Source organism: Aeromonas sp. V90_14 (assembly GCF_029967615.1).
Taxonomy (GTDB): Bacteria; Pseudomonadota; Gammaproteobacteria; order Enterobacterales; family Aeromonadaceae; genus Aeromonas; species Aeromonas hydrophila.
In genome coordinates this window covers 56,844-77,032 of sequence record NZ_JASCAS010000008.1, presented here as the reverse complement: position 1 = coordinate 77,032, position 20,189 = coordinate 56,844, and the positions used below count along the sequence as shown (strand labels likewise).

Here is a 20,189-nt window from a genome sequence, read left to right as displayed (position 1 = left end):
TTCAAGTTCATGCGACATGTAGTCTATTTTCCAAAAATTTTCTCATGTACTCGTTCTGGTTCATTTCTATGTTGCCACGCAAATTCATGACGCTCATCAAAAAACCACTGAGACTGAACCGAGTCCGTGATGAACGAATCAAACAACGCCCAGTTTCTGGCGCGTAAAAAATACAGCGCAGTGGAAAACCAAAGATGGCTTTTCCCCTTTTTCACCAACAGCTCATCCATTCCTACCTCAAGTGCCAAGTCACACGCGACCAACATATCTTGCAAGGCAAGCTTACGACGTTCATCTGAAGCACGAATAGTTCCACAAATGCTGTCGCTATGGACTCTATAACGCCCATACACCTGTGAAATACGGTCTATTCTTCCTCCCAAATAAAATGAATTGAGAATATGCCAGGAGTAATCGTTCACTACATGGCAATCAAGATTCACTGCATCCAACATTCTTTCATGTCGACGGAAAGCACAGGAACTGGTATTGAAAAAGAGTCCGTACTGGACTAGGTGTTCCGGACCCGCTCGCTCAGGGATATATTTCGCGTTGTAATAATCCCTGCTGAATAGCGAGGTGGTACGATTTGAGTCGCTATCAAATACTTCAGCCTCATGATAAACGAAACCACAATCGGGATGCCTATCCAGATGATTGGTCAGCGCCTGCAGCTTGCCGGGAAGAGCCAAATCATCTCCATCGACATAAACCATGTACATTCCCCGAGCTTGTTCCAGCAAAGCACGTATGGTCAGGCACACCCCTTTGTTTTTTTTGTTTTGCAAGATACGCAATCCCGGCCACTGCTGTGCCAGCCGTTGCATGATGGACCAGGAGTCATCACTCGAGCCGTCATCGATGGCGATCACCTCGAACTCGAAATCCGTCTGCTGCTCGAGCAGGCTGAGCAGGCAGGGTTCGATGAAGCGCGCCAGATTGTAGACGGGCACCAATACGCTGACTTTCATAGGGAAATCCAAGGGAAAATGAATAGAAAAGAAGCGGATGGGAGAAAATGGGCAAGGCTACCGCACGGTCCCTGTCAACCTTTCTCCCTCTCTGTCAGGTTTTACTGCAAGAGGTATGCCTGACCAAGCTAATCCATTGAAGCTGCTGGATTTATGTGAGCCGCACCCGATTATTCGCGTCGGCTGAGGCCACGGCTGCACAGTTGCAGCATGTCGATGCCATCCCAGTGCCATTCGAATGCGAGCGCCTGTCCCGGCGCCACCACCCGGTCAATCCGGCAGGTGGGGGCAGTCGGCAGCGCCGCTTCGACCTCGGCCCTGTCACCGCCGACCCAGACGCAGGTCTGCATGTCCCAGGGCTGTGCCAGCAGCTCATTCAGGGTATCGGCCACAAATTCGGCAACTGTACCTCCTCCGACGTGTGCGAGCCGCAGCTCGCTCGCCGGAGTCAATAAGGTGACGCCGGACAAGCGGGTCACCTTCATTCCCCCCAGCTCGGCGGCATTTTGTTGACTGTGGATGAGCCGTTCCATCGCCAGGGCGGGATCGGCAGCAAAGGGGGCAAACAGGGCTTCCAGCAGGCGGCGGCGCAGTCCCTCGTCGGGTTCACCCAGCCAGCAGAGGGTGGTCGGCGAGGCGCAGGCCTGCTGGTTGAAACGGGTGCAGTCCTGCTGCAGGGCATCCAGCGTCCGTTGCCACTCTTGCGGATCCAGTCCGGCCAGCCAGCGGCTGTCGAGTACCGCCATCGAGCGGCGATCCGGAAACACCACTTCCTGCGCCGCCGGCGCCAGTGAAATGGCCCGCACCTGGCGAATGGTCTCGTCGCCACCCCAGATGATGCGCAGCCGGCAGCGCGCCGACAGCCAGGTTGTGATGCCCTCGTCGTGGTCATAGCGAATGAAGCGGGTACGGGCGGCGATCTCTTGCCATTCACCGAGGCTGAACAGTTCATTGAGGATCGCCAGCATGGCCTCCTGCTGCGGATCGCGGCGTGACGACAGCCGCACCACGCAGGGATTGCCCATCAACAGAGCCATCAACCAGGAGTAGAAAGCCACCGTCGGCACGTTGGAGGGCACCAGGTGAAAGGTGACCCCCAGCGGCCCCCGTCCCTGCAAGCGCTGCTGTTCTCTGGCCAGCTGGCGCGGTCGCAGCCAGAAACCGAACGCGGCCAGATCGGGGTGGCGACGCCCCTCCTGTTGCAGGCGGGCCGACAGCGCCGCCACGAAGTCGCAGATGACGGGAGCAAAGCAGGGCAGCGGCTGCGGGCAGAAGGTTTGCCAGCCCGTCGTCGGGGCCACGAAGCCGACCGCCGGCCCCTCCTGCCAGAGCCCGGTGGTCACCCCGGACGGGGTCATTGGAAGGTGTCGCTGCATCCCCTCACCTCGGCGCCGTGCTGGCGTCCCGCTACGTGAAAATAACGGCCATGGCGGCCACAAGGGCAGTCATCCTCCCCCAGCAGCACGCCGAGATCCTCGCTCAGCAGGCTGTGGCCGGGATAACTGCCGGGAATGGCGGAGAGCACCTGCAGCAGGCCTGGGCTGCCAATCCCGAGCGGCTGATGGGTGAGCGGATCGCGCACCTGTACATCGGCAAACACGGGAGCATGCAGGTGACCCTGCTCGCACTCGACGAAGATGGAGCCCACCTGCTCCACCATGCCATAGAAGTTGTGCACCCGACCCAGCCCCAGCTGTTCGCGGCAACGGGCCTTGAAGGCAGGATTGTCCACCGCCAGGTGCTGCAACTTCTTCCAGCCGCCGCTGTGAAACAAAATACCCTGTGTCAGCGGCAGTTGCAGGCCGCGCTCGCGCAGCGGCTCCAGCAGGCATTGCCAGACCATGAAGGTGAAGCCGAACAGCAGCACCGGCTGGCCGGCATATTTGTCACAGAAGGCCTCGATGACAGGCCAGTTGGGCCGCATCTGCTCGTCGAGAGCATAGGTGTGATCACGGCCTAGGAAGGAGAGCCCCAGCGCGCCCGCGCCACGCGCCGAAAAGCCGCTGCGGCTCTGGATGAGGGCGGGTTGCTCCACCAGCAGCATGGGCAGGCGCTGCTTGCCGACAAACTCCTGCAGGATCTTCACCAGCACCTTGCTCTGCAGGGCGGCTGTCTCCCTGTCTAGCACGATCCGTGATGGTGAGCCCGTGGTGCCCGACGAGGTGAGCACCTTGAACACCTCGCTCTGCGGCACGCTCTGCCATTGGGCCAGTTTGAACAGCCGGGCCGCCAGATAGGGCAACGCACCGTAGTCGGTCGCCGCGGCCGTCCAGCCGAAGGCTTGCAGCACATTGTCATAGGCCGTGCAGTGGGCCCGATGATGCGCAGTCAACGCGTTGAGCCGCGCCAGCAGCAGCGCCTGTTTGGCGGCCTGGGGCAGCGCGAAGACCGGCGCGCTCAGCAAGTGCTCCATCACGCCTCCCCCGCCAGTCTGGTCAGGGCGGCGTAGTCAATCTTGTGGTTGGCGGTGCGCGGCAGCTGTGCCATCTGTATCACCCGCACCGCGCGCGGCGGGGCCTGCAGCCACTGCGCCAGCTCGCGCTGCAAGCCGTCGGCCGCCTGGTCACCGCGCGGCTCGACAGCCACCAGCAGGCAGTCGTCACGCCCGCCGCAAGCCCCCGTCCAGCCCCAGCGATGGAGCTGGCTCTCGACCTCCGCCAGGCTGACCCGCTTGCCGAACAGCTTGAGAAAACGGCTGAGCCGGCCGCAGATGTAGTAGCGGCCCGCCTCATCGCAACGGGCCAGATCGCCGGTGGCCAGCTCCTGCAGCTGGGCGCCCAGCGCCAGATCCTCGGCCGTGCCAGCGTAGCCCAGCATGACGTTGTCGCCGCGATAGACCAGCTCCCCCTCCCCGGGTTTGCCCCCCTCCAGCGCGCGCAAAGCGAACTGGCCGCCGGGAATGGCGCGGCCGATGGCATCCGGATGAGCAGCCACCTCGGGCGCCGCCAGCCAGGCCATGCGGGCGGTGGCCTCGGTCTGGCCGTACATGACGAAGAAGCGCCGCTCCAGCCGCAGGGCCTGCTCGGCAAACTGCTGCGCCAGCGCGGGTTCGAGACGCCCGCCCGCCTGGGTCAGGGTCTGCAAAGAGGGGTAGCGGGCCCAGTCAAAGCGCAGCCGGGCCAGCATCTGATAGGTAAAGGGCACCCCGGCAAAGCTGCTCACGCCGAGCAGGTCGACCTGCTGCCAGAAGTCGCGCTCCAGCACGCTCCCTTCGTGCTGCACCAGGGAGGCGCCCACCAGCAGATGGCTGTTGAGCACCGACAAGCCGTAGGAGTAGTACAGCGGCAGGCTGGTGATGGCCCGCTCAGCCGCCGTCAGCGCCAGATAGTCGGCGATGGAGGTGGCGTTGGCAACCAGATTGCGCCCCGACAGCCGCACCCACTTGGCGCTGCCGGTGCTGCCCGAGGTCGGCAGCATTACTGACAACGCAGGGTGCAGGGCGGGCGTCGTCGCGGCAAGCCGCTCCAGCTCGCCGGCGTCATTGACCCGCCAGCTCACGCCAAACTGCCGGCAGCTGGCATCGTGCTGGCTCGCTGGGAGGGCCGGGTCTGCCAGCATCACGACATGCCCCAGCTTGAGCGCAGCCAGATAGTGCAGCAGGTGGGCGGTGCGGGTGAAAAAGGGCAGATAGACCAGGCTGCGCTCGTCCGGATAGCTGGCCGCCAGCCGCGCCAGCCGCCGTGCCAGCTCGCCGTAGGAGAGCCAGCCCTCTTGCGGGTCACGCCAGGCCAGCGCCAGGTTGTCTTCCCGCAGGTGGCTGAGCAGTGTATGCGCGTGTTCCATCAGACCGTCATGCCTCCATCCACACCGATGACCTGGCCGGTCACATAGCTTGCCAGGTCGGAAGCGAGGAACAGCGCCACCTTGGCCACTTCGTCCGGCGTGCCGATGCGCCCCATGGCGATGCTGGCGAGCCGCTCGGCAAACTTGTCGTCCGGGATGACGTGGGCCATCTCGGTGTCGATGAAGCCGGGGGCGATGGCATTGACCCGGATCCGGCTGGCGGCCAGCTCCTTGGCCAGCGACTGGGTGATGCCGATCACCGCCGCCTTGCTGCCGGCATAGCTGCAAAGGCCGGCGGCACCCACCCGCCCCATCAGGGAGGCCAAATTGATGATGCTGCCGCCACCGCTGCGCTGCATCAGGCGGGCGGCATACTGGCTGCAATAGACCACGCTGAAGGTGTTGTGACTGAAGGTCTGCTCCAGCTGTGCCTGATTGACCATACCGAGCAGCCCCTCTTCCAGCATGCCGGCATTGTTGACCAGCACGTCCAGCTGGCGCGTCTGGGCAAACAGCTGCTGAAAGGCCTGCTTCACCACCTGCGGCTGTGCCACGTCGACACAGAGCGGCTGACAAGGCACGCCGAACTCGGCGCCGAGCTCATCGGCCAGCCTGCTCATGGCCGCCTCATCGCGTCCCGCCAGCCACAGTTCGGCCCCCTGCGCGGCAAACAGCCGGGCAATGGCGAGCCCGATGCCGCGCCCGGCGCCGGTGATCAACACCCGCTTGCCTTGCAGCAGCCCCTGCATCAGAGGGCGACCCCATACTTGGCGAGGATCTCCCGCGCCTTGGCGACCGAGCTCATGTCGATGATGTCATCGGTATCGAGCAGCACGCCGTAGCAGTCCTCCAGCTGGGCGATCAGGCCCATGTGGGCAACGGAGTCCCACTGGGGAATGCTGTTGTAGGCCAGCTGGTCGCTGACACTGCCGACGTCGATGCCGAGGGCATCGGCAAAAACCTGTTCCAACGCTGTAGTCATCTGAAAAATCTCCGTAGCCGTTCTCGGGCGGCATAATAGTCGGCGGGCTGCAGTTCGAGGGCGATGAAGTCGCCCTGTTGCCCCTGTTGGCGATAGCCGAGCTGTGCGTTGAGGCGCAGGGCGGCGTCGTTGCCGGTGCGCACCAGAGTGCGGATGCAGCCGAGCCCGAAGGTATCGAAGCCCTGATCGAGCTGTGACAGGGCGGCGGCGACGGCCAACATGGGGTGGCGCACGCTGGAGCGGCCCAGATAGAGGCCGGCATCGGCCACCGGCTGCCCCTGCAGCGATTGCCGCACCTCCCCTTTCAGGTTGACGTAGCCGGCCCGCAGGCCGCGGCACCAGAGCACCCAGTGCTGCTGGTCAGGCCGTTCCAGGCTGCTGACGAACCACTGCCGTTGCTGGCGGGGGGAGATGAGCGCCTGCTCCACCATCTGCAACCGCACCTCGTCCTGGTTGCGCCAGCGTCGCAGGGTAGGCAGATCCCAGGGCTGGAGCGGGCGCAATTCGACACCATAACTCATGTTCAATACCAATGACGTTCCATCACTTGCCCATGTTATCGACCATCGCCGGGCAATTCCGTAGCAAAGCTCAATAATATAAGATGAAAACTCGGTATAATCTCAAAAATAATCAACGAGTTGTCATCAATTATCCGGCCCGGCGACCACGTCGGGCTCCTCAGGGAGAGAGCATCATGGCCATCGCCATCATCCCGGCACGGGGCGGCAGCAAGCGCATTCCCCGCAAGAACATCCGTCCCTTCTGCGGCTTGCCCATGATTGCCTACGCCATTGAGGCGGCCAGAGACTCGGGCTGTTTCAGTCGTGTGGTGGTCTCCACCGATGACAAGGAGATTGCCAAGGTCGCTCGTCAACTGGGGGCGGAAGTGCCATTTTTGCGGCCAGCCAACCTCGCCGATGATCATACCGGCACCACCCCTGTGGTCATCGACACCATCCAGCGGCTCGACCAGCTCGGCATCCAGGCAGAGCACTACTGCTGCATCTATGCCACCGTGCCGCTGATCCAGGCCGCCGACCTGCGCGCCGCCCACGCTCGCCTGCTCGCCAGCCAGGCTCCCTTCGTCTACACGGTGGCCGAGTTTGGCTTCCCGATCCAGCGCGCCGTGCGCATGGATGAGCAGGGCCGGGTCACCCCCTTCTGGCCGGAGCAGATGGCGAAACGCTCCCAGGACCTGGAGCCCGCCTATCAGGATGCCGGCCAGTTCTACTGGGGCAGCCGCGCGGCCTGGCTGGGGGGGATCAGCCCGGTGGGGGGAGAAGGGATCGGCCACATACTGCCAAGGCACAGGGTGGTCGACATCGACACGCCGGAAGATTGGCACCTGGCCGAACTGCTCTATCAAGTGCTGGCCCAAGATGACGTTTAAGGTTGCCTTCCGGCTCGACGCCGGCGCCAATATCGGCCTGGGCCACCTGATGCGCTGCCTGGCCATCGCCGATCGGCTGCACGCCGCCGGGGCCGAGTGCCACTTCCTCTGCCACGATCTGCCGGCGCACCTGCTGTCGTTGCTGCGGCCCCATCACCATCATCCCCTGAGCACGCTGGACGACGCCGGCCCGTTGCCCCACCTGCAGCCCGACTGGCTGATCGTCGACCACTACCAGATTGACCGGCGGCTCGAAACCCAGCTGGCCGCCCACTGCCACCGCGTGCTGGTAATCGATGATCTGGCCGATCGACCGCACCACTGCCAGCTGCTGCTGGATCAGGGCCCCTTGCGCCGCGCCGCCGATTACCAGCCGCTCACCCCCGCCGATTGCCGGCTGCTGCTGGGCACCGACTATGCCCTGCTGCGCCCCGCCTATCGCCAGCTGGCGCGGCAACACGCCAGTCAGTGGCAACGGGGCCTTATCTGCTTTGGCGGCGCCGACCCGGCGGGTGCCTGCCTCGTCACTCTCAACAGCCTGGCTCGGCTGCCCTGGGCCCGCACCATCCAGTGGACCCTGGTGGCGGGCGGCGCCAATCCCTTCTGGCCCGAGCTGGAGCAGAGAGTGGCCGAACTGGCCGACCTCGACCTGGTGCTGCTGCGCCAGAGCGACCAGATGGCCGACCTGATGAGCCGGCACGACTTCGCCATCGGCGCCGCCGGCGGCATGACCTGGGAGCGGGCCTGTCTCGGCCTGCCGACCCTTGCGGTACCCATCGTCGACAACCAGCAGTTCAACGACCAGGTGATCGCCCGCTTTCAGCTGGCCGAGCGGCTGACCCTGAGCGAGCTGGCCGAGCCTGAGCGGCTGCTGCAGGCCCTGCAACGGCTTGAGCGGCAGGCCGACGACTACCGCCGCCGTGGCCAGCAGCAGGTGGACGGGCTGGGGCTGGATCGGCTCACCGCCCGGTTGCTGCAACAATCGGATTATCAACTGTTACCAGATGGCCAACAGTGGCAACTACGCCATGATGACCAGCCGCTGCTCACCCTGACGCTGAACGGCCAGCGGCTGACATGGCAGGCCACCCGGCCACTTCAGCCCACGGAGTGGCAAGAGCTGGCACATCGCTTGCAGACAATTTTCTCCCAATTTCCCCTCTATCTTGCCGAGCCACCGCAGATAGCGCCGGCTGCCCCCTGGCAGCCGGCGCCGCAAGGCTGGCAACTTGGCACAGGAGTCTGAACACAGATGCAGATCGCCCATCAATCCATCGGCCCGGCGCAGGCTCCCTATGTGATCGCCGAACTGTCGGCCAACCACAACGGCAACCTGGATCGCGCACTGGCCATCATGACCGCCGCCAAGGAGGCAGGAGCCAGCGCGGTCAAGCTGCAAACCTACCGGCCCGACACCATCACCCTCAACAGTGATCGGCCAGAATTTCAGATCCACGGCGGTTTGTGGGATGGCCACAACCTCTATGACCTCTATGAGTGGGCGCACACCCCCTGGGAGTGGCATCAGGCGCTGTTTGCCAAGGGGCGCGAGCTGGGCCTGACGGTCTTCAGCAGTCCGTTCGACTTCAGCGCGGTGGATCTGTTGGAATCCCTCGGCTGCCCGGCCTACAAGATCGCCTCCTTCGAGCTGGTGGACTTGCCCCTTATCCGCTATGCCGCCCAGACCGGCAAGCCACTCATCATGTCCACCGGCATGGCGAACGAGGCCGAGATCGCCGCCGCGGTCGAGATGGCACTCAAACACGGCAACGGCCAGCTGGCCCTGCTGCACTGCGTCAGCGGCTATCCGGCGCCGGCAGCCGAATACAACCTGCGTACCATCCCTATGTTGCGCCAGCGCTTCGGGGTCGAAGTGGGGCTCTCCGATCACACCCTGGGATCGGCCACGGCCATCGCCGCCACCGCGCTCGGGGCCACCCTCATCGAGAAACACTTCACCCTGGCCCGCGCCGACGGCGGGCCGGATTGCGCCTTCTCCATGGAACCGGCCGAACTCACCGAGCTGGTAGCCTCGGTCAATACCGCTCATGCCGCCCTCGGGGTGGCCGATTACCAGCTCACCGCCAGTGAACAGGGCAACCGCGCGTTTCGCCGCTCCCTCTATCTGGTCAAGGAGATGGCCGCCGGCGAGGTGCTCACCGCAGAGCATATCAAGTCGGTGCGCCCCGCCCTTGGCCTGCCCCCCGCCGATTACGATCGGCTCATCGGCAAGCGGGTCAACCGCAGCCTGAGTGCCAACCAACCGCTGAGCTGGGAGTGGATAGACAACGATGAGTGATGATCTCTTCAACCAGCACGGCAGGCTCATCAGCCAGCGCTGGCCCGCCCTCTGGCCCCGCCTGCTGGCACAGGACGTTGAAAGCCTGCCGGCCGAGCTGACCGAGGGGCTCGGCTCCACCCTCAGCCTCCACGGCATCCAGCTCACCAGCCGGCACGACCGGGTGAAGGAAGCCGAGCTGCAGGCCGCCAGCCTGCCCGAGCAACCGGTGCTGCACCTCTACGGCACCGGGCTCGGCGATCTGCCGCGCACCCTGCTGGGGCGCAGCAGCCTCAAGCGGCTGGAAGTGAAGATCATGAATGGCGCCCTGTTTGCCCTGGTACTGCGGCTGCTGGACCAGCAGGACTGGCTGACTGACCCCAGGGTCGAGCTGATGATGGCTAGCGACGAAGGGGAGGTGCGGCTGCCCTTCTTCGCCCTGCCGCCCGAGCTGCTGCTGGTGGAAGATGCCGCCGCCCGCATCCGCGACCGGCTGGTGAGTGAAATCGACTTGCCGTTCGCCCGGGCCAGGTTCGACGCCGAGCACCCCGACGTCACCCGGCGGCTGGCCGAAAACCGCGATCTGCTGGCCGGCGACGGCGATGTGGCGTCCCTGTTCGGTCTGGCTCAGGGCAAGCAGGCGCTGATCGTGGCGAGCGGTCCGACCCTGCAGCACAACCTGGCCACCCTGCAGGCCCAGTTGCAGCGCCGTCGTCAGGACTACCTGCTGATCAGCGTCGATACCGCGCTGGCGTTTTTGCTTGGCCACGGCATCCGGCCCGACATCGTCGTCACCATAGATGACGCCATCGACGGCAACCGGCTGCCCGCCGCCCAGTCGGCCCAGACCACCCTGGTCTATTACCCCACGGTTCCCACGGCAGCCCTGCTGGCCTGGCAGGGGCCGCGCAAGACCGCCTACTCCCGCAGCCCCATGTATCAGCAGCTGCGGCAGACGCTCCCCAAGGGCGTGCTGCACTCGGGCGGCAGCGTCATTCATCCCGCCGTGGATCTCGCCGTGCAGATGGGTTGCCACCAGGTCATCCTGCTGGGTACCGACTTCGCCTTTCCCGGCGAGCTCACCCACTCGGGCTGGGCCGACGGTGCCCTCGGTCCCAGCGCCGCGCTGGCACTCAGCTGGGCCCTCGACGGCCATGGCCGGCGGGTCAAGACCAATCCGAACTTTTCCGCCTACCGCACCGAGCTCGAGCGCTACATAGCGCGCCACCCCGAGGTGCAATTCTGGAACTGCAGCCGGGAAGGGGCGGAGATCGCCGGCTGCCGCTATCACCCGGAGTACGTGCAATGAAAAACGGCCAGATCACCCGCCTAACCGCCCTGGCGCACCAGTTTCGGCTGGGGCAGTCGGTCGCCGCCAGTCAGGCATTGCCGGAACTGCTGCAAGAGGTGATCATCGAGCAGGGCAACCTGCCGCCCGGGCTGGTAGCAGCCCTGCTGCAGTGCCAGGAGCGCCAGGACTGGCTGGGACTGGCCGACTACCTCGAATATGAAGTGGTGCACTACCTGTCGACCCCGGCCGGCGACACCACCACAGGAGACCACTGATGATCAAGGCAATGTCCAACGCCTCCGAGCAGGAGCTGTCACGCCGCCAGACCTTCAGCGAGTTGCTGCACGCCAGCCCGCTGCCCGCGGCCGAGCTGCAGAACAACCTGGGCCTCTACCTCAAGCGCCAGTCGCTCTCCCGTATCCTGTTCATGCACGAGCTGTATCAGAAGATCGTGCCGGTCCACGGCGTCATCATGGATTTCGGCACCCGCTGGGGTCAGAACCTGGCGCTCTTCTCCTCGTTTCGCGGCATGTATGAGCCTTACAACTACAACCGCAAGCTGGTGGGATTCGATACCTTCAGCGGCTTCCCTTCCCACGCTCCGCAGGATGGCAGCGACGCCGCCATCCTGCCCGGTGCCTACGGGGTGACGCCGGGCTATGAGCAGCATCTGGCCCAACTGCTCGCCGCCCATGAGGCGGAAAGCCCGCTGGACCATATCGTCAAGCATGAGCTGGTGAAGGGGGATGTGACCGAGACGCTGCCGGCCTATCTGGCTCGTCAGCCGGAGACCATGGTTGCGCTGGCCTATTTTGACTTTGATCTCTACGAGCCGACCCGCCGCTGCCTCGAGCTCATCAAGCCGCACCTGACCAAAGGCTCGGTGCTGGCATTCGATGAGCTCAACTGGCCCGCCTTTCCGGGGGAGACCCTGGCCCTCAAGGAGGTGCTGGGGCTGGATCGCTACGCCATCCGCCGCACCCCGCACAACCCGGGGCCGGCCTATCTGGTGATCGAGTAGTCCGGTTGCGGGCTGAGGCGACGCAGCAGCCTGGCATCCAGCAACATCCGCGCCAGCGGTTCCACCCGCCAGAACGGCGCCCCTATGGTCTCGGCGATCTCGAACAGGGTCAGCTTGCCGTCGCTGTAGGCCAGCAGATTCATCATCTCCCGCACCTGCCAGCCCGAATAGCGGGTCGACAAGTCCGGGTAGAGCCCCCGCTTGCCGAGCTGGGGCTCGCCCAGCACGGTGACCTCGCAGCGCTCATCCAGCTCCAGACACTCGATGGCCCGGCGCAACGCCATGAAGCCGCCCGCCAGACCGGCCGGCGTCACCAGCGAGAGGTCATCGAGCGAGGTGTGGTACTCGGCATAACAGCCGTATCGGCTGCGCATCACCGAGGTGACCGGTAGATCGATGCCGGGTGCGCACAGCTGCCGCTCGTTGGAGCCCCGCTCCAGGAAGCTGTAAGCCTGGTAACCCGGCGCCAGATGGCCGAGCACATGCCGACCGATGCGATCCGCCAGCGTGTTGCCCTGGCGGGAAGGCAGGAAGGAGTAGCTACGGTCATCACCAAGGCAGGTCAGATTGAAGCCGGCCAGAGTGCGCTGCTTGAGCTGGTCCAGATGGCGGGAGAGATAGACGATGGCCCCCAGGGTTTCAGGGACCAGCATCAGCCGGTAGCTGTAGCGACGTGTTGGCAGTGACGCCAGCCAGGCCATCAGGAAGACGCCGACGCAGGGGCCGGAGAGCTCGTTGTTGGCCATGGAGGGGTGGCAGGTGTAGCTCGACAGCAGGATCTCCTGCTCGCTCTCCCCCGGCAGCACCCAGTCACCATAGGTGAGCGAGCCTGGTGCCAGGGTGGCATCGATCACCACCTGATATTCCCCCTCCGGCAGCGCCTCTCGCAGCCGATGGGGCAGACAGAAGCCCCAGCGGCGCTTGTAGTAGGAGGTCACATAGGGAATGGCGTCCGGCTGCTCGGGCAGAGAGTGAAGATGGGGCTGCAACTCGGCCAGCGAGAGGGTGCAGCGCACCGGCTCCGAGTAACCGACCAGATGCAGGTTGTGGTCCTGGAAGTCCACCACCCTGCGTCCATCCGGCCCCACTATGTAGGCCTCCCGCACGTTCCACTCGTCAGGCACGGTCCAGTCGAAGCACTCGGTGCCGCTGGCCACTTCATGGATCTGCAGCTCGGGCAGGCAGTGCTCGCGCCACAGGGCCAGCGACTGCCGTACCCCGTCCCCGGTCAGGCTGCGGTTGAGTGGAAACTGCAGGGTAAGCAGCCGATGCAGCTGTTCACCGATCTGTGCCTGGTCGTCCCAGTCGGTGGGCAGATAACCGCTCTTGGGTGAAAAACTCATGGGGTAGGTGCCTCGATCAATTCGACAATGTGGCCAAGCGGGCTCAGGAAAAACTGGACATGGGCACCGCCAAAGGCGATGGCTGGCTGGCTAGGCCCGAGGGGCAGGTGGCGCCGTGCGCGCAGCCGTTCGGCGCTCTCCTGCAGGTTGTTCACCCGATAGGCAAGGTGGTTGATGACGTTGCGCCGGGTCTTGAGCACCTGGGCAACCGGGCTCTCCTCGCCGGCCGGGGCGACCAGCTCGTAGCAGAGGCCATGGTCGTCATGCACGAACTGCACCCAGACCCGTTGCAGCGGATCTTCCACCGCCGCCGAGAAGCGGCTCAGCCCCAGCACGTCGCGGCAATAGGCCACACCGCTCGCCAGGTCCGGCACCACCAGTCCGATGTGATCAAACTGCATGGGACTCTCCTCCCGCCCGGATCAGGGCGTATGGGGCGGCCGCCAGCAACTCGCTGGCAGCCAGGATGAAGTCGCGGCACGACACCGCCCAGACCGGCACCCGCTGGCACAGCGTCTGGCGCCAGGCTCCCCGCTCCTGCAACAGGGCCACCAGCCGGGAGAGGTCGATTTCGCTGGCCAGCGACAGATCGCGCACATAGTAATCAGCCTGCCACTCCCGCACGCCGCCGTCTACGCACACCCGGCCAGCAAACATCTTGTGATAGCGGTAGGAGACGGCCAGCCGCTGCTCCACGTAGTGGGTGAAGGTGATGCGGTCGGGGTGGCAACCCAGCCCCAGCAGCCAGCCGTCCTGCTCCGCCAGCCAGCCAAACGGGCTCTCCTGACCGAAACAGTCGTGACACTCCCGGGCCACCAGCGCAGGCCCCTGCGGGCCGCTGATTGCCATGCTGAAGACGGGATCGAGCGTGCGCACCACCCCTTCGCGCTGACGGAACAGCTCCGTCATCAAGCCCACCTTGCTCGGAGTCTGCGCCGGATCGAAGCACTCGTCCGCCATCGGGCTGTAACTGAAGGTCGGCACCAGCAGGTGCCCGCCCAGCCACTGCTCCAGGCATGTCCAGAAAGCCGCGATGCCTGCGGCGTTGCCCATGCCGGCAAACTGGGCCACCACCATGGCATCCGAGTGCACCATCAGGGCGCCGCCTCTGGGGATCCCCAGCTCGGTCAGCGCCCGCTCGAGTGCCTGTTTCACACGGCAACCCCTTTGCGCAGCAGGGCTTGCTGGATGTCGGCCAGACTCTTCAACTCGGCCAGCTCGTGCGGCTCGAACCGCACGGCATAGTGCTGTTCGACCAGCAACAGCAGGTTGAAGTGACCCAGAGAATCCCACTCGGGAAAGCTGCCGAGGGCAGACTGTGCATTGACGCTGGCCTGGGGGAACTGCTGGTGTGCCAGCGCGATAAGGTCATTCATTGGCGTAGAACTCCAAAAACGGGAGAGAAAGAGAGCAGAGATCCAGACTGAGGAACACCTCGTCCGCCAGCGGCAGCAACCCCGCTGGAGTGGTTATCGGCCGGGTTGGCAGGCTCGCCAGAAAATCCCGTGCCGGCTGGTTGCGGGTGGTGGCAACCAGGCTGATGACCAGCTCGGTCACGCCTTGCGCCCGCAGATGGTTTGCCAGTTGCGCCAGCAGCCAGTATTCAAAGCCGCGCCCCAGCACCCGGCAGCTGATGGCCAGGGTATCCAGCAGCGCCCTGCCCTCGTCGAGCGGGCGCACCACCAGCAGGGCCGTCATGCCGTGATCGGCGAATCGGTCTCGCAGGCTGGTCAGCCAGACGTCACCGCCCTCGGCGGCCAGCCGGGCCAGCTCCGCCGCCTGATAGCGGCGGCCGGAGAGGTTGAACTGATTGGTCTTCTGGCTGAGCTGTTCGGCTCGCAACTGGTTGCCCGGGGAGAGCGGCTGCCAGTCGGCCTGCAGCGCCAATTGCCGCAGGAAGGCGTGCTCGTCGCCCAGTTGCCGGCGCACCGCCTCGGCCTCGGCCTGGGCCTGATAGGAGTGCTGCCGCAGGCCGTCATCCCGGCTCTGGTGGCGACTGCACAGGGCCGGCAGCGTCAGCAGGGCATCCGGCCAGCTCCAGAGATCGACCGGCGGGGTCATCACCATCACCTCGGGGCAGTTGGCCCGCACCTCGGCTCGCTCAAGCTCGCTGTCATCCCAGAAGACCAGGCTGTCCAGCCCGACATTGAGGCGGGCGGCCAGCCGCCGCAGCCCCTGGGATTTTGGCTCCCAGCCGATTTCGGCGGCGGCGATCTGCGCCCGTGTCAGCACCATGCCCGGATGCTCGTCAAACAGCCGCCACACATCGTCCGCCAGATTCTTGGAGCAGAGCGCCAGCACTATGCCCTGCCCGTGCCAGTGGCTGGCCGCCTGCTGGAAGGCCTGGTAGAGCCGGCCCATCCCGTCCTGTCCCAGCAGGACGCCGCCGACACCGTCTTCGCCGACCACGCCGCCCCACAGGGTATTGTCGCAGTCGAGCACCAGCACCTTGTGGGCGGGTTGCTGCAACCGCTGCAGCAAGGGGAGAATCCACTGCGCCAGGCTGGCCAGACCGGCCATGGAGAAGGGGCAGGACATCAGATAGAGGTTGCGCCGATCGAAGCAGTGCTGGCGGCCATACTGTTGCAGCCAGAGTGGCAGGTGCAGGTCGTCCAGGCCGGGTTGCTGCAGGCGCAGGCGGGCCATCTGCTGCTCGAACGCACTGGCCAGCACGGCCAGCACGGCAGGGGCCGTGCCATAGACACAGAGCGGCGCATGGCTGCAGGCCCCCACCAGTAGATGATCCTGCGGGCGGCGCTGCAGATGCTGCAACAGAGGCTGGCAGAGCGCGTCGACGAAGGCGGCAACCGCCAGCAGCTGCTCATCCTGCGCCAGACGGCCCCACTCCTGCAGGGTCCGGGCAGGCACCAGATCTTCCCACAGCCAGATAATGATATGGGTCCCGGCCGCAGCCTCGGTGCTCTGGTGCATCAGGGTCTGCAGCCACTGGCCATGAGGGGCAACCTGCACTTCGCCGTATTCAGCCAGGGGTCGCCAGGCGAGGTTGCCCGGCATCAAGAACGAACTGCCACTGAGATGAAGCATGGTCATGGCCTTCCCCACTGCGCTACCGGAACCATCCCGGCGACCGACAAATGGGATGATCGTGTTTGATCTTCATGAAAAACAAAAGCTTTTTTGGCCGTATTCAGTAGTTGATGCTGACGTAGGGTACCTCGTCCACCTGCCACAACTGCTTGAGGTAGACGGTCAGCACGAAGAAGAAGTTGGCCAGCAGGTTGGCGAACCGATAGAGGATGGGGTCGAAGCGCACCCCGCTCTCTTCCAGTCGCACCAGCAGCCGCACCACCTTCTTGCTGCCGCAGCGGCACAGGTGCAGGGTCGGGATCGGCTGCGGCCCTTGCGGCAGCACGAAACCGGTGACCCGGCCGCGGCTCGCCTCGTTGTAGTGATCGTAACGCCCCTTCAGCCAGTCCAGATCCTCCTCGAAGATGCCGAGCCTGCCGCGCACCGAGCCGTTGAGGTTGTAGATAAGCCGCTGCAGCGCCGCAAGATCCGCCTGCATGGGCGCAATCTCGGCATCCGGAGCCAGGTGTGACAACACGGCGCCCACCTGGCAGCAGAGCTCGTCGGTGGCGATCTCGTAGTCACACTGGAACTGGGTCTCGAAGATGAAGGGGTAGCAAAGCTCGCGCTTGTCTCTGGGCTTTTTCGGGTTCATGGGCTGGCCGGATCGGGAAAAAGGCCAGTTTGCCAGCCCCCGCAGGAGCTGGCAAACGGCCGGTCATGGTCCTCGATTCGAAACGGTTCAGACGCTCTTGCTGCTGGCATCCGTCGCCGGCTGGAACTGGCCGATCATCCGCAGCGCATCCAGCATCCGCTGGTTGAAACTGGTGAAGCTGCCCACCTGGGCCGGATCGCTCTGGCCACGGGCCGCCAGCACCGCCGGCGTCAGCGCCTGCTGCTGGGATGCCGGTAGCAGAGAGTCCGCCTGCTGCTGCACCTGATCCAGCTTGGGCAGGTAGTCCGCCAGCGGCTTGAGCATCTCCTGCAGGGAGTGCGCCCCCTGATAGGTCTGGCTCAGCTTGAGGCTCTGCTTGAGCTTGAGCGAATAGGAGGCCAGCTGGCTGTCATCCAGTTTCAGATCGCCCGCCTTCTTCAACAGGTCGTCGAAATTGCCGGAGAAGAAGTTGCCGGCCAGATCGTCGATCCCCTTGACCAGCTTGCCGATGGAGTCCATCTCCTCGCTGCTCAGGTTGCCCTCCAGCGAGAAGCTGAAGCTCTGGCTCGACTTGAGGCTGAACTGGCTGCCGCTGTCATCCTTCTGGGACTTGGTCTGCCAGCTGTCGTTGAAACGCAGCACCACCTTGTCGCCATCCTTGGTCTGGATCTCCAGCGAGCCCTGCTGACGGCTGGCCATCTCGGCCTGGCCCATGTCGGTGGTGGAGACCTTGCCGAAGAACTCCTTCTCGAACTGATCGAGCCCCTCCTGGATCAGCTTGTAGCTCTGATCCATGCCGGTCTTGATGTCGGAATTGTCCGCCCAGTCGCCGAGCTGCTTCCTGGCATCGCCAAAGCCCTTGTCCACTCCCTTGCGGGCCTGCTCCATCATGCCGGTCAGGCTGTCGTCCGACTTGCCGTCGGCCCGGGCAGCCCCCAGCCGGCCGGTGACAAACTGCAGTACGTTGTCGGCCACCGACTGAAAGTCGAACAGGGTATCCGGGGTCACCGTCTCCGGCTGATCCTGCGCCTTGGGCGCCTTGTAGCCCTGGCCATTGATCTCCAGCGCGAACTGCAGCGCCTGCTGCACCAGCACCTGCGCCCATTTCGGCGCCTTGTGCAACGAGACTTCGTCCTCGTTGCTTATCGGTTTCGAGTCCGCCTGCTGGGGCGATTTGGGAGCAACACCCACTCCCTTGGGTTGGGCCGCGCCCACTCCGTCGATCTGCATAATGTGTCCTCCCACCATGCCTGTAGATCAGCTATCGGCCTGACTGCACACTTCTTGACCACAAAATACTGGACAATCTGCGGCGGCCTTTTAAAATCGGGCCCCTTTGGGTGGCTGCAGGCTTCCCCCGATTTCGACCCGGCCAGACCGGTGTGCATGTGAGGTAAATCATGACCCAATCCCAGCAGGTTTCCGCCGACCCGGCGCCCCTTCGAACCCCGGCCGATTACCAGGCCCAGCTCGACGAGAAGCGCGAGCGCCTCTGCGGGTTGTTTGCCGATTTCACCCTGCCTGCGCTGGAAGTGCACGCCTCCCCCGCCGAACACTACCGGATGCGCGCCGAGTTTCGCATCTGGCACGACGGTGACGACCTGTATCACTGCATGTATGCGCCGGCTACCAAGGAGATCATCCGGGTCGATCAGTTCCCCACCGCCAGCCGCCTCATCAACCAGCTGATGCCGGTGCTGCTGGAGGGGCTGCGCCCGCACCCCGTGCTGCGCCGCAAGCTGTTCCAGATCGACTACCTCTCCACCCAGTCCGGCCAGATCTGCGTCAGCCTGCTCTACCACCGCAAGCTGGAGAGCGAGTGGCAGCAGGCCGCCGAAGCGCTGCAGGCCGACCTGCGGGCCAAGGGGTTCGATGTGCAGCTGATTGGCCGCGCCCACAAGCAGAAGATTTGCCTGGGGGAGGAGTTCGTCGTCGAGCGACTGACCGTGCAGGGCCGCGAGCTGGTCTACAAGCAGGTGGAAAACAGCTTCACCCAGCCCAACGCCGCCATCAACGAACAGATGCTGGGCTGGGCGCTGGACGTGACCAAGGGGAGCGAGGGCGACCTGCTGGAGCTCTACTGCGGCAACGGCAACTTCTCCATCGCCCTGGCGCAGAACTTCCGCAAAGTGCTGGCCACCGAGATCGCCAAGCCGAGCGTGGACTCCGCCCAGTTCAATATCGCCGCCAACGGCGTCGACAACCTGATCATCCTGCGCATGTCGGCCGAGGAGTTCACCATGGCGATGCGCGGCGAGCGGGAGTTCAACCGCCTCAAGGGGGTGGATCTCTCCGCCTACCAGTGCAACACCATCTTCGTCGACCCGCCCCGGGCCGGTCTCGACGACGCCACCGTCAAGCTGGTGCAGGATTACGACAACATCCTCTACATCTCCTGCAACCCCGAGACCCTGCAGGCCAACATGGCGGTGCTCGGCGACACCCACGAGATCGCCCGCTTCGCCCTGTTCGATCAGTTCCCCTGGACTCACCATATGGAAGCCGGGGTCTATCTCAAGCGCAAGGCAGGTTGATGCCGCCGGGGCATAATTCCCAGCTCGACCAGCAAAACAAGACAGGGCCCGCGGGCCCTGTTTGATTATTTAACCCTGTGCATGGGGCGGCCGGAGCCGCTATGCTGGCGGCACGCGCATCCGCGCCACAGTCTGGGTGTCATGCCACCATGCAACGCATTCTTTTTGTTGAAGATGATCCCGAGATAGGCCAGCTCATCAGCAGCTGGCTGGCCCGCCACGACATGGAGGTGCTACTGGAGCCGAGGGGCGATCGGGCGCTGGCCAGGGTCGAGGCCGAGCAACCGGACCTGGTGCTGCTCGACATCATGCTGCCAGGTCAGGATGGTCTATCCCTGTGCCGGGATCTGCGCCCGCGCTTTGCCGGCCCCATCGTCATGCTCACCTCGCTGGACAGCGACATGAACCAGATCCTGAGCCTGGAGCTGGGTGCCAACGACTATATCCTCAAGACCACGCCGCCCCCCGTGCTGCTGGCCCGGCTGCGGGTCCAGTTCCGCCAGCAGGGACAGCAGGCCCCGCAGCCCGTGGTCGCCAGCACGCCGCCCCAGCGCCTGCAGTTCGGCCGGCTGCAGATCGACGGCCCGGGCCGGGACGTGCGCCTTGACGGCGACAGCATTCCGCTCTCCACCGCCGATTTCGATCTCTTGTGGGAGCTGGCCTGCCACGCCGGCCAGATCCTGGGGCGGGAGGCGCTGTTTCGCAGCCTGCGCGGTCGCGACTACGACGGCCAGGACCGCAGCATGGACGTGGCCATCTCCCGCCTGCGCCGCAAGCTGGGGGACGATACCAGCAACCCGACCCGCATCAAGACGGTGCGCCAAAAAGGCTACCTGCTGGTGCCCCACGCCTGGGAATAAGCCCCGCCGAATGACCTTGATGCTCTCTGCTCCCTTCTCCCCTTGCGGGAG

22 protein-coding genes are annotated in these 20,189 nt (G+C 64.6%); 8 read left to right on the top strand and 14 right to left on the bottom strand.

The window, feature by feature from the left end; translation table 11 throughout:
* Window positions 1-23 precede the first annotated feature (23 nt).
* The 7 genes from QLG02_RS08475 to QLG02_RS08445 form a co-directional block, all read right to left on the bottom strand.
* The gene (locus QLG02_RS08475) at window positions 24-971 is read right to left on the bottom strand and encodes a glycosyltransferase family A protein (protein ID WP_282464974.1); all 948 of its coding nucleotides are present in this window, start codon (window positions 969-971) and stop codon (window positions 24-26) included.
* A 170-nt stretch (window positions 972-1,141) separates the two neighbouring features.
* A complete protein-coding gene (locus QLG02_RS08470; RefSeq protein WP_282465020.1) occupies window positions 1,142-2,329 on the bottom strand; it encodes an acyl-CoA reductase in 1,188 nt (395 codons plus the stop codon).
* Window positions 2,326-3,384: an acyl-protein synthetase gene (locus tag QLG02_RS08465; protein ID WP_282464973.1), complete on the bottom strand. Its 1,059-nt coding sequence runs from the start codon at window positions 3,382-3,384 to the stop codon at window positions 2,326-2,328. Before QLG02_RS08465 ends, QLG02_RS08470 begins: the two co-directional genes overlap by 4 nt.
* Complete coding sequence (locus QLG02_RS08460; RefSeq protein WP_282464972.1) at window positions 3,384-4,754, bottom strand: AMP-binding protein; 1,371 nt, start codon at window positions 4,752-4,754, stop codon at window positions 3,384-3,386. The genes QLG02_RS08465 and QLG02_RS08460 overlap by 1 nt, the downstream gene beginning before the upstream one ends.
* A complete protein-coding gene (locus QLG02_RS08455) occupies window positions 4,754-5,503 on the bottom strand; it encodes an SDR family NAD(P)-dependent oxidoreductase (RefSeq protein ID WP_282464971.1) in 750 nt (249 codons plus the stop codon). The genes QLG02_RS08460 and QLG02_RS08455 overlap by 1 nt, the downstream gene beginning before the upstream one ends.
* The gene (locus QLG02_RS08450; RefSeq protein ID WP_005306726.1) at window positions 5,503-5,736 is read right to left on the bottom strand and encodes an acyl carrier protein; all 234 of its coding nucleotides are present in this window, start codon (window positions 5,734-5,736) and stop codon (window positions 5,503-5,505) included. Before QLG02_RS08450 ends, QLG02_RS08455 begins: the two co-directional genes overlap by 1 nt.
* Window positions 5,733-6,269: a GNAT family N-acetyltransferase gene (locus QLG02_RS08445; protein WP_282464970.1), complete on the bottom strand. Its 537-nt coding sequence runs from the start codon at window positions 6,267-6,269 to the stop codon at window positions 5,733-5,735. Before QLG02_RS08445 ends, QLG02_RS08450 begins: the two co-directional genes overlap by 4 nt.
* A gap of 164 nt (window positions 6,270-6,433) precedes the next feature.
* On the opposite strand from QLG02_RS08445, the gene pseF reads away from it, so the two are divergent.
* From pseF to QLG02_RS08415, 6 genes are read left to right on the top strand one after another with little or no spacing between them, the layout of a single operon-like run.
* Window positions 6,434-7,129, top strand: a complete 696-nt coding sequence (gene pseF / locus QLG02_RS08440; protein ID WP_282464969.1) for a pseudaminic acid cytidylyltransferase — start codon at window positions 6,434-6,436, stop codon at window positions 7,127-7,129.
* Window positions 7,119-8,375, top strand: a complete 1,257-nt coding sequence (gene pseG / locus QLG02_RS08435; protein ID WP_282464968.1) for a UDP-2,4-diacetamido-2,4,6-trideoxy-beta-L-altropyranose hydrolase — start codon at window positions 7,119-7,121, stop codon at window positions 8,373-8,375. Before pseF ends, pseG begins: the two co-directional genes overlap by 11 nt.
* A gap of 6 nt (window positions 8,376-8,381) precedes the next feature.
* Entirely contained in the window at window positions 8,382-9,428 is a 1,047-nt protein-coding gene (pseI, locus tag QLG02_RS08430; RefSeq protein WP_282464967.1) for a pseudaminic acid synthase, read from the top strand.
* Window positions 9,421-10,716 (top strand): 6-hydroxymethylpterin diphosphokinase MptE-like protein, encoded by a 1,296-nt coding sequence (locus tag QLG02_RS08425; protein WP_282464966.1) that lies wholly within the window; start codon window positions 9,421-9,423, stop codon window positions 10,714-10,716. Before pseI ends, QLG02_RS08425 begins: the two co-directional genes overlap by 8 nt.
* Window positions 10,713-10,973, top strand: coding sequence for a hypothetical protein (locus QLG02_RS08420; RefSeq protein ID WP_282464965.1), 261 nt, complete (start codon window positions 10,713-10,715; stop codon window positions 10,971-10,973). The genes QLG02_RS08425 and QLG02_RS08420 overlap by 4 nt, the downstream gene beginning before the upstream one ends.
* On the top strand, window positions 10,973-11,719 hold the full coding sequence (locus QLG02_RS08415; protein WP_282464964.1) for a class I SAM-dependent methyltransferase: 747 nt from the start codon (window positions 10,973-10,975) through the stop codon (window positions 11,717-11,719). Before QLG02_RS08420 ends, QLG02_RS08415 begins: the two co-directional genes overlap by 1 nt.
* Here QLG02_RS08415 and QLG02_RS08410 read toward each other — a convergent pair.
* The 7 genes from QLG02_RS08410 to QLG02_RS08380 form a co-directional block, all read right to left on the bottom strand.
* Entirely contained in the window at window positions 11,701-13,062 is a 1,362-nt protein-coding gene (locus QLG02_RS08410) for a DUF4910 domain-containing protein (protein WP_282464963.1), read from the bottom strand. The genes QLG02_RS08415 and QLG02_RS08410 overlap by 19 nt on opposite strands.
* On the bottom strand, window positions 13,059-13,463 hold the full coding sequence (locus tag QLG02_RS08405) for a VOC family protein (RefSeq protein ID WP_282464962.1): 405 nt from the start codon (window positions 13,461-13,463) through the stop codon (window positions 13,059-13,061). The genes QLG02_RS08410 and QLG02_RS08405 overlap by 4 nt, the downstream gene beginning before the upstream one ends.
* Window positions 13,453-14,217, bottom strand: a complete 765-nt coding sequence (locus tag QLG02_RS08400) for an AAC(3) family N-acetyltransferase (protein ID WP_282464961.1) — start codon at window positions 14,215-14,217, stop codon at window positions 13,453-13,455. The genes QLG02_RS08405 and QLG02_RS08400 overlap by 11 nt, the downstream gene beginning before the upstream one ends.
* Window positions 14,214-14,438: an acyl carrier protein gene (locus tag QLG02_RS08395; RefSeq protein ID WP_024945539.1), complete on the bottom strand. Its 225-nt coding sequence runs from the start codon at window positions 14,436-14,438 to the stop codon at window positions 14,214-14,216. The genes QLG02_RS08400 and QLG02_RS08395 overlap by 4 nt, the downstream gene beginning before the upstream one ends.
* A complete protein-coding gene (locus QLG02_RS08390; protein WP_282464960.1) occupies window positions 14,431-16,113 on the bottom strand; it encodes an HAD-IIIC family phosphatase in 1,683 nt (560 codons plus the stop codon). Before QLG02_RS08390 ends, QLG02_RS08395 begins: the two co-directional genes overlap by 8 nt.
* A 97-nt stretch (window positions 16,114-16,210) precedes the next feature.
* The gene (locus tag QLG02_RS08385) at window positions 16,211-16,744 is read right to left on the bottom strand and encodes an ATP--cob(I)alamin adenosyltransferase (RefSeq protein WP_282464959.1); all 534 of its coding nucleotides are present in this window, start codon (window positions 16,742-16,744) and stop codon (window positions 16,211-16,213) included.
* An 87-nt stretch (window positions 16,745-16,831) separates the two neighbouring features.
* Window positions 16,832-17,974: a DUF5610 domain-containing protein gene (locus tag QLG02_RS08380; protein ID WP_282464958.1), complete on the bottom strand. Its 1,143-nt coding sequence runs from the start codon at window positions 17,972-17,974 to the stop codon at window positions 16,832-16,834.
* A gap of 170 nt (window positions 17,975-18,144) precedes the next feature.
* Here QLG02_RS08380 and trmA point away from each other — a divergent pair, with 170 nt between their 5' ends.
* Both trmA and rstA read left to right on the top strand, forming a co-directional pair.
* Window positions 18,145-19,278, top strand: coding sequence for a tRNA (uridine(54)-C5)-methyltransferase TrmA (trmA, locus tag QLG02_RS08375; RefSeq protein WP_282464957.1), 1,134 nt, complete (start codon window positions 18,145-18,147; stop codon window positions 19,276-19,278).
* A gap of 149 nt (window positions 19,279-19,427) precedes the next feature.
* The gene (gene rstA / locus QLG02_RS08370; RefSeq protein WP_025202500.1) at window positions 19,428-20,138 is read left to right on the top strand and encodes a two-component system response regulator RstA; all 711 of its coding nucleotides are present in this window, start codon (window positions 19,428-19,430) and stop codon (window positions 20,136-20,138) included.
* Window positions 20,139-20,189: the final 51 nt, after the last annotated feature.